The organism is Sulfuricurvum sp., from assembly GCF_028688295.1.
Classification (GTDB): Bacteria; Campylobacterota; Campylobacteria; order Campylobacterales; family Sulfurimonadaceae; genus Sulfuricurvum.
In genome coordinates, this window is record NZ_JAQTYM010000047.1 from 1 (window position 1) to 9,269 (window position 9,269).

The window sequence follows — 9,269 nt, forward strand, 5'->3', positions numbered from 1 at the left end:
AGTATCTTATTCAATCAAGTTCTCGCTATCAAAGAAAAAGGATTTTTGACAAAAGCATCAATTGATTATTTATCTATATGTACAAAAAGGAAAAATTACAATGAAAAATAAACTCAAGGTCATCGGACATTTTATGGGTGACAAGCCAATGGAAGGGAATGTTTTAAATCTAAAGCTTGGTGAAGTGCGCTATTACCCTCAAGACAATCCGAATATCTTAACGGACACAGTTAGGGAGATATCGCCCAAAACGCTTATTCGTATCTTGTCTACTCTTTTTTATGGTTGTATTGTTGATGTAGATGAAGAGAATAATCTTGTAAATCATATTCGATATGGTGATAAAATAATGAACTACATCATTAACAAGGCATATATTTGTATCAAGGAAGCGACGCCGGAATACGATGGAACGATTGTATATCTTCATAATGGATATGTTCTGATTTACAAGGAACAATTTAAGTTAAGCTGTTGAAACTATGCTTAATATTGTTTGCAACTAAATTTAAACCGGACGAATCTATCCTTGACAGAAGCCCCATATTATCATGCCGCAACACTTCATTTTTAAGGATGAGTTCTTTATTTTCATTATTGAGTTTTTTAATTTTGTCTTTGAGTTTTTTGATCTCTTGGTTCGCATGTGCTAGTTCTTTTTGCAATTCAAGATACATACCTGCATCGATTACCCCTTCATTAGGAAGACCAATATATTTGCTCATACCGTAAGCAATAAGTAATTCTTGAACATGGCTTGCTGAAAAAGTCGCATTAGATAAGCCTTTTTTTTCAGGATCTACAAGTTTGGATATCGCGGCGAGCCTACGATTTGATGCACCACGTTCATGGTTGGAAATCGCCCACTTACAGGATTCCTCAACAAGCCATATTGTCTTATTTTTCTTTTGTTCAGCGAGTTTATCCGTATGTTTTTTTTGTATATCGCTTTTAGCCAAGTTCCACCTCCGATAGATTAATCGACTCTATACCCTCAAGGACTTTCAATTCATCATCGAAAGTCCTCTGATACATTCGATAAAACTTCAATGCGACTGCCATTCGATCATCAGCAAGATGGTTCTTTCCGATCTCAGCCAGATTGTCAGCACGTCTCGAATATTCTTCCGCTTGAGAGTAATAATAATCACGCAATTTAGGGTCTGGAACGAGCCAATTACACCCAAGACATTCAAAGTGATTTCCGCATTGACTTGCATCAGGGCAAAAGCCGTAATCAGGGAGCTGGTGCGCGAAAGGATTTTCCATGATTTTCGGCATTATATACTTCATATCAATAACACTTTCCCCCTTGAACGATACATCAAGGTTGGCTTTGCACTCAAACTCTAATATCTTTCGCTGCAAATCAATCTGATCCTGCTTGCCTGGCTTGATATAACTGTCCGTTGTTCCAAAGCTGTGATGATTGGCTACATCCCTCAAAGCATCTGCTGTATGGGTTCCCCATGTTGCACGTTTCGAGATGGCGGTATGTTTGTATTCTTTCATCTTAGGGCATTCCCCTTTTTCAAATAAGGGATTTATACTTCTTTTCCAATACGACTCCAGTCCTTTATTCATCACTATGATTCGTTTTGCAACTTTACTTTTACCAAATAAAGCACTATGGGTCATTAAAAAGCCTTTTTCGTGCACTTGGTCTTGTAAACTTTTCGCAACAGCTTGCTGGGCTTTGATCAGGTCAAAGAGCATCTTTTGCTGTGGCTCTTCAAGATTAACCATGATCGTCTTATACGGGCGTTCCTCATGTTTATCGATCTTGTCCGTTGCACCGCCTTGCTTGCCAATCCATGTCTTCAGTGTCCCTATTTCACCCTCTTTGAGTTCTTTAGCGCAATCGAGAGGAAAGCTGAGCAAATCTTCTGGCCTTGTTCCATACATACGCATGAACCAATAGCAAACACGGTAATGCATCGGCGTCTCTTCGGATGAAAAATGCTGATCGGTAATATCCAGTTTCCATTGCGGGATCTGCTCGTATTTTCCATCTACGGATCTGCTATCGTATGGACTTTTCATCACTTCTATATTTTTTATCTTGGCTACACCAGGATATCCTTGCATCACTTTTATAAAATCAAGAGTATTTTGATAACAAGCATGTTTATAATTTTCTACTAAACTTTTTTGATTTAGATGGTTTTGAAACGCCCTTAACGTGTCTTTTCCTATATTTTTCGGATTCAACTTTTTCGATAATATGAATGTAAAAAAAGAAGATAAGTAATGTGAACGTATATATAGCCTACCCATTCTTGCGCTTTCAAGAAGCGCAAACAACTTCACAAGTTTCTGCCATGTAGGATTAAACTCCTGAAAAGAACCGAAATGTGCTTCTCTTGAAAGTCGCTTGTTTTCAACGAGCTGAATCCATTTTGAATCATCGAAATTGCTATCGCTGAATTGTTTTAATTGATTGATAATGCGCTGTTCCACAGCTTCATGACTATTGTCTTCTTGACTTAGCCACACAGAATATCGTGAATTGTCTTGACCGTATTGTATTTTTCTATTCATGCCACTTTACTACCTTCATAACGCTAGGTTTGTCGATATTCATCAAGATATTGGCATAGCTCTCAAGGATACCTGATTGAACGACATAAAACTCATACTTTTTATACTGCTCTTCTGTATGTCCACGTTGCCCATAATAGAGTCGCAATTTCAACAATTCTCTATATTGTAACGCATATAACTCTTCCCACTTTTTTCTGTAATGTGGTGAAACTTTGATATTTTCGCATGGCGCACAGGCTGAAGCTTCATGGAGTTTGCCGCATATCCCCTGACTTGGATGGCGCATACACCGTCCATACGACATTTCACGACTAGTTGCATAGAACATTATGACAATCTCGTTAAGCTCTTCTTCACTGTATTGACCAATAGCTTCTTGAGAAAGGTTCACAGCGAACTCCCTTTTGAAAAATTCGGTATCCATCTCCATAAGCTTTAGCTTTCTAGCCATAAAATACGCATTTTCCGTCGTACTATCAGCATTCCATCCGAAAAAAGCCTTGAGTTGTGCATCGCTTGCCCCATATTCGATCATTTCAACTATCAAAGAAACCCGTAACTGATAGGGAGTGTAATGCCATAATTCGCCTGTATTAAGATTGAAGATGTTGTGTTTTTTAATGAGATTGTTGACGGCCTGTTTCAGTGAACTTGTAGTCAATACTCCATATACATTTGAATTATGAATTCTCCGAATGAATATCGAATCATGCCCAGAAGCCTTTCTCGCATCTTCACTTATTTTGACTTGTTCCCTGAAAGCTTGGATTGCTTCTGAAAAGTTCAAAGGGATTTCTCGTATCGGTTTTTTTCCTTTACGTCCTTTCATTTTTTCTTTTTTGTATTCCCATATGCAGAGCACAAGTTTGCCATCTTTTTCAATTAGAGAACCCGGCAAAATCCCCTCTAATTCGTTAGGACGCAAACCTCCCGCCGCGATCAGCTCAAACGCATTTTTATGCGTAGGTTCAAGCTCGTCAATATAACTCATAATCTCTGTAAATACGACCTCAGGTATCGATATACGGTTTGAGACTTGATCAGGTTTTTTGACTTTAATATTCTTGCATATATTGACATTTGGTGGTTCAGGAAGTGGCCCCATCAGCGGGAGTTTTATGACTGATTTTTTCGCCATCAAAAAATCGATCATATTACTTAAAAATACTTTTGCATCCGAAGCACCTTGTTGTGACATACTCTCGTCATTCAAAAAATCGATCAAATCTCCTTGTGAAATATCTTTAGTACTGAAGTTTTCAGTTTTTGAATGACACCTTGCTACAAAATTTAAGATACTTAATGATGCTTGTATACTCACTACACGAATCCTATCCTCAAGCGAAAGCATATATTCCCCCCACTCGGTAAAAATAGGCAAGTTATTAAACTGAACCTCATATGAACGCTCTCTTATTAAGTTTTGTTGTAAAAAAACTAGGCTGAAAGATGCTTGGCGTCTTTTGAGGATGTTTTGGTTGGAAGAAAAACGTCTATTCTTTTGTTTTTCTATCTTTGTCTTGAGTAAAGATTCATACTTTTCCTTTAGTATTGAGAGACTCAAGGAACGTCTTATATCCTTATTCCGAGCCATAGATGGATCGTATCCAAAAGCTTGATAATATGCTACATGGACAGAGATAATCGGCGTATTTTCCAAAATCAATTTTTCAAACTGTTCTTCAAGCTCGTTTAGCACTTTATCTGGATTAAAGACTTCAAATAGCCTGTCAAATATTCCACTTAAAGCATTGTGAGTCTGTTTGATCTCAGCAATCGTATTTTTGCTACTATAGATGTCCTCAACGAACTTTTTAAGACTACTAAAATTTCTAAGTATCATATAAGATTGCTCATTATTGGTACTTTGTCTAATGTCAAAACTAATATTTTTATATTTGATAGTCATTAAAGGACCAGAATAGGGCTTAACCTTAAATGCCCCATCGTCTTCATCCCAATATCGGTCTATTGCTTCTTCTATCAATAATAAAGATTGAGGATATGACCATTTCTTCCATACACTACTCCTTATTCCACTTCCGAAGCCTAAATGTAATAGAACCTTCCAATACGCGTGAAAGTCCATTGCGGCATGAGCTTTGACCTGTTTATATAGATAGGTAGAGACATTATCCTTTTTAATATAGCTTAAAAGTTCGAGTAAAACACCTATTGTACGAGGTCTTGGCTCCTGAAGGGTGATACTTGCTATAATTTTAGGAAAAGGCTCTTCTGAAACAGCAATCTTTTTGCAAAGCGGCTCCCAGCAACTTACAGAAAAACCGTCGTTTAATAGATGTGAGTAATTTGCTCGATTAGTTTTAGAGTATTCGATAGTTGGCTCAAAATACTCCACCATCGCCATATAGTCTAGATTGCTTTTTTGAGCTGTCGAAATTGGTTTATTCATGGCTTCCAACTTCTTGCTCTTTGATCAATGCATCCAACCGAGCAATACGTTTCTGTTGTACGTTCTCTAAAATTTTCTCGGCTTCCTCTTTGTAAACATGGTCATTGTAAGGCTTATGGGCCTCAAGGGATTTCCATCCCATTATAAGGTTTATCTGAACTTGTGTTATCACCCCTTGGTGTTCCAGCCTTGCCAGTTCTATTGCCCTTTGAGATCGTCCTATGTGCGGTTTTACTTCGCCTTTAATTCCCGCGCATTTCGCTGCAGTTTTAAGGGCACTGCGAAAGCTCTCTTGGGTATATGGTGTAAAGGGAATTTCACCATTAACTTTACGTAGTGTCACAAACAGATATTCACTACCATTTCTGCCCTGTTTGAGAATCTGATTCAGAGCAGGCGTTCGTTCATGAAATAGATAAAGACTAATAATCTGCACCCCTTCAGGTCCGATCACAACAGTTCGAATATCGCTTTTCTTTCTTCTTCTGCCCTTTGAACGTGATGGTTGCACTGTCATCTTCTTCGGGTCGTAATCACTTGTTTTAATCGAGAGAACTTCATCGATTCGCATACCTTTAAGTGTCAACAAAAATATTGCTTTTTGCATGAGTGTCTTAAAAGAATGATACAGTGTGGCAAGTTCCTCATCCGAATACTCTTTGATATAGACCTTGTCATTGGTTTTGTGAGTAGAGATTGAATATTTTATACAGATTTCGGCTTCTTTGTGTATATCCTGCCATCGCGTCTTTAATTCTCCGATCACATCAACTGCTTGCCCATCCGTTGTCACAGACACGGATTTCACTATGTCATTGTCATAAAAATCGTTTAGGTATTTGTAAAAGTGGATAAGTGCTTTTTTGTAAAGATCAATTGTCTCAGACAGAATTTTTGGAGTCTCTATGTAGTGTCCTTCCTTATCGAAAAATACTGCGTTATCATAGAAGTCACGAATGTCTTTAGGCTGTGCTTCGTAATACCTCTTTTTTCGTTTCAGCAGAAAGTTGCAGAAACGAACTACTACACTAATATAAGTGTGTGGTTTGTTTTGACTAGTTAAAGGAAGCATTCTTGCCCATCTGGACAAAGGAAACTCTACGCTGTTGTTAAGACATATAACATAGTAGAACTCATCGGAAGGCTCCCTTCCAACAAGCTTTCTAGCTTTTTTAATCTCTACTATTGATCTAGCTTTTTCAAGTACAAACATTGGATGCCTTTATAATTTTAACACTATAAAATCAAACACTTTTGTATATATACCAAATGAATTCCTGTTTATAGGGATTTATTACATTTTTAATACAGTTATTATGATTTTGAACGTAACAGTATTATAGCTTAACGACAACATACGCTTCACGCTCATTCAACGTATCATTGCTCCAATAGTAGCGATGCATCATCGCACCGAAAAACTTCATATCTACACTCGGACGAACATGTTCATAATCGACGATTCCATACAATTCATCCAGACTCGGTAAACGCCAGACACGTGTCCCTAATGTTAAGCGTTCACACTGCTCTTTAGCTTGTGTATACGTATACTTAGAGCGTTTATCGGTCGCTTCCAATGAATGCCACAGTAACCCTGAACTTTTATCCTCCGTACCTAATGGTGTCAAACGATAATTCCGTTCATTCTTAGGCCAAGGGAGATTTGTACACGCGGCTGCAATTTTTTTGGTTGGAGCGGAGAGGGTAATATTGCGCTCTTTAGGATAGAAACTGTATCCGACCATCGCGATCTTTCCACCATCTCCTTCGCTTCCTGTTCCGATGACGGTAGTATCAGAGGGACCTTGATTCCGTGACCAATAGCTATAATTATCTTTAAATGCACCCGAAAAAGAAAAAAGTTCTTGGATACTCATCTGACGCCATGTAGTTCCTAAATCACGGCAATAAAGACGTGCTTCCTCCTGCGTATAGTTCTCCGTATCGGAAAGCTTTATTTCACCATAAAGACTCACCCCTGCAAGGATCAATAAACTAAATCGACGCACAATATTCCGCCAACAGTCCACCTTTTAACGCTTCATAGGTTTCATCGCCGCACAGCTTTTTAACGATCGCCAAACCAAAACAAATCGCCGTCCCCGGTCCGCGTGAGGTCATAATATTGCCGCTCTCAACCACCGCAAACTCTGCACCTCTAAACCCCGATGTTTTAATCTCATTTTCAATACTCGGATAACACGTATATCCCTCTTTGAGAACTCCGGCGGTATCTAGAGCAAAGGGAGCCGCACAAATCGCTCCAATATGTTTCCCTTTTGCATTCATCTCTTTGAGGAGGTTTTGGATATCTAAATCTTTTGCGAGCGCTTTAGTACCGCCCCATCCTCCGGGAAGAACAATCATGTCGAGTTCATCCGCACTGAGCCCCTCAATAGGACGATCACACTGAACGCTAATCCCATTAGCCCCTTTTACAATCATTTCTTCATCCAAAGCGCCCATAATCACTTCGATTCCGGCACGACGTAAAACATCAATAATACTTACCGCTTCGATCTCTTCAAAACCGGTTGCGATAGGGACTAATATTTTTGCCATCATAGACACCTTTTTTTATTATTTCTCTGTAGACTATCATAATTAAAGATTGATTAATTTTAGGTTTCATAAATCTTTAAAGCTTACCAAACTACAATATTTTTAAATGAAATAACGGTCGAAAAGAGGGAAATATGAAACACGGTATCTTAGTCACAGGATTCACCGCACTGATATTCGCTACGTTAAGCGCTGAGGCTTCATCTTTACGTCCAGGGGTATGGGAATATACGACGACCATTAAAACTCAAAGCGGTGAAATGGAAAAGGCGATGGCTCAAATGGAGCAGCAGCTCGCCTCTCTCCCGCCAGAGCAACGCAAAATGATGGAAAAAACCATGGCTTCCCACGGCGTTGCCAAAAGTTCCAAACCTAACACCTATAAAGTTTGTATCACTAAAGAGCAAGCGTCAAAAGGATTTATCCCCTCCTCTGATGAGCATTGTCAACAAAAAATTGTCCGTAAAAGTGGCAATACTGTTTGGTTTACCTTTAAATGCAAAGGCAACCCTCCAAGCAGTGGAGAAGGAAAATATACATTGATAAAAGACAGTTCCTATCAAGGGACAATGAAAGTTAAAACAACCGTTGAGGGAAAAACCGAAACTGTTGATATGTCTCATACCGGAAAATGGATTAGTGGAGATTGTAACGTACTGAAGAAGGTTAAATAAGATCCCGCTGTTGCGGGAAATAGAAGGATAGAAGAAAAATTACTTCACTTTTTCCATATATTCACCCTCAACGGTGTTGACTTTAATGATATCACCCTCTAATACGTGGTAAGGAACTTGTACCACCGCACCCGTTTCCAATGTAGCCGGTTTTTTAGAACCGCTTGAGGTGTCACCTTTGAAGTTTGGTGGAGTTTCAACGATTTTAAGTTCCATAATTTCAGGAGCTTCAACGCTGATTGCGTTGCCGTTATGGAAGATCATTTGAACACTGGTACCGTCTTTGATCCATTTCATTGCATCTTCACATTGATCGTACGTAAGACCTAGTTGCTCATAGCTTTCGTTGTCCATAAATTGGAGCATTTCACCATCGTCATACAAAAATTGCATCGTAGTATGAACAAGATTTGGTACTTCGAATTTATCCCCCGCATGGATCGTTTTTTCGATCACTTTTCCATTCAAAAAGCTCTTAACTTTACAACGGACAAACGCCGCCCCTTTGCCGGGTTTAACGTGTTGGAACTCGACGACTTTATACGGAACGCCCGTAATCTCCAAACGTACACCTTTTTTGATATCACCCATACCGATTGTTGCCATGAAAAACCTTTTTCTGATCTTGTAGTGGGCGAATTTTACCCGAAACTACGATGAAATTCAAACTTGATGTAACTTCTGGTGAATTTTTACCCTTTAACTTCTCAAGAGAATGCAGGTTTTTAGCTTCCTTAAATCCGCTAAAGTGTATAATAAACATTATACGATTGATTATAATCACAAATACATCACAAGGAAACCTCTTTTATGATATCCCTTTCACGTATTTTCAGCACATCCCTAATCTTAGGTTCATGCCATCTTATGGGAGCAGGACTTTCGCTTCCTGCCGCACTCGAAATTTTAGAGAATAACAATCTCGAAATCAAAGCCGCAAATTTGGATTTGCAAAGCGCACAAAGCGATACCTCAATCGCAAAAGGGTACAACTACGGTTCACTAGACTTTACCCAGAGTGCTATGCGCTCGAACGATGCGGGGAATGTGTTTGGTTTTAAACTCAGCTCACG

General features: G+C 38.9%; 9 protein-coding genes and 1 pseudogene. 3 read left to right on the top strand and 7 right to left on the bottom strand.

Annotated elements, in window-relative coordinates; translation table 11 throughout:
• Positions 1-100 precede the first annotated feature (100 nt).
• Entirely contained in the window at positions 101-478 is a 378-nt protein-coding gene (locus tag PHR02_RS09560; protein ID WP_299991532.1) for a hypothetical protein, read from the top strand.
• Here PHR02_RS09560 and PHR02_RS09565 read toward each other — a convergent pair.
• The 6 genes from PHR02_RS09565 to PHR02_RS09590 form a co-directional block, all read right to left on the bottom strand.
• A complete protein-coding gene (locus tag PHR02_RS09565) occupies positions 462-959 on the bottom strand; it encodes a hypothetical protein (RefSeq protein ID WP_299991534.1) in 498 nt (165 codons plus the stop codon). The genes PHR02_RS09560 and PHR02_RS09565 overlap by 17 nt on opposite strands.
• Complete coding sequence (locus PHR02_RS09570; protein WP_299991536.1) at positions 952-2,541, bottom strand: hypothetical protein; 1,590 nt, start codon at positions 2,539-2,541, stop codon at positions 952-954. Before PHR02_RS09570 ends, PHR02_RS09565 begins: the two co-directional genes overlap by 8 nt.
• On the bottom strand, positions 2,534-4,957 hold the full coding sequence (locus PHR02_RS09575) for a tyrosine-type recombinase/integrase (RefSeq protein WP_299991538.1): 2,424 nt from the start codon (positions 4,955-4,957) through the stop codon (positions 2,534-2,536). Before PHR02_RS09575 ends, PHR02_RS09570 begins: the two co-directional genes overlap by 8 nt.
• Positions 4,950-6,170, bottom strand: a complete 1,221-nt coding sequence (locus PHR02_RS09580) for a site-specific integrase (protein ID WP_299991540.1) — start codon at positions 6,168-6,170, stop codon at positions 4,950-4,952. Before PHR02_RS09580 ends, PHR02_RS09575 begins: the two co-directional genes overlap by 8 nt.
• A gap of 124 nt (positions 6,171-6,294) precedes the next feature.
• The gene (locus PHR02_RS09585) at positions 6,295-6,969 is read right to left on the bottom strand and encodes a DUF1566 domain-containing protein (protein ID WP_299991543.1); all 675 of its coding nucleotides are present in this window, start codon (positions 6,967-6,969) and stop codon (positions 6,295-6,297) included.
• Positions 6,956-7,522 carry a DJ-1 family glyoxalase III gene (locus PHR02_RS09590; RefSeq protein ID WP_299991545.1) on the bottom strand — a complete coding sequence of 189 codons (567 nt, stop codon included), beginning with the start codon at positions 7,520-7,522 and terminating at the stop codon, positions 6,956-6,958. Before PHR02_RS09590 ends, PHR02_RS09585 begins: the two co-directional genes overlap by 14 nt.
• Before the next feature lie 134 nt (positions 7,523-7,656).
• Between PHR02_RS09590 and PHR02_RS09595 the strand changes: the two genes are divergently transcribed.
• Positions 7,657-8,196: a DUF3617 domain-containing protein gene (locus PHR02_RS09595; RefSeq protein WP_299991548.1), complete on the top strand. Its 540-nt coding sequence runs from the start codon at positions 7,657-7,659 to the stop codon at positions 8,194-8,196.
• 39 nt (positions 8,197-8,235) lie between these two features.
• On the opposite strand, the gene efp is transcribed toward PHR02_RS09595, so the two are convergent.
• Positions 8,236-8,802 (bottom strand): elongation factor P, encoded by a 567-nt coding sequence (gene efp, locus PHR02_RS09600; protein WP_294893503.1) that lies wholly within the window; start codon positions 8,800-8,802, stop codon positions 8,236-8,238.
• Positions 8,803-9,006: 204 nt separating this feature from the next.
• On the opposite strand from efp, the pseudogene PHR02_RS09605 reads away from it, so the two are divergent.
• A pseudogene (locus tag PHR02_RS09605) lies at positions 9,007-9,269 on the top strand (TolC family protein); the annotation flags it as partial.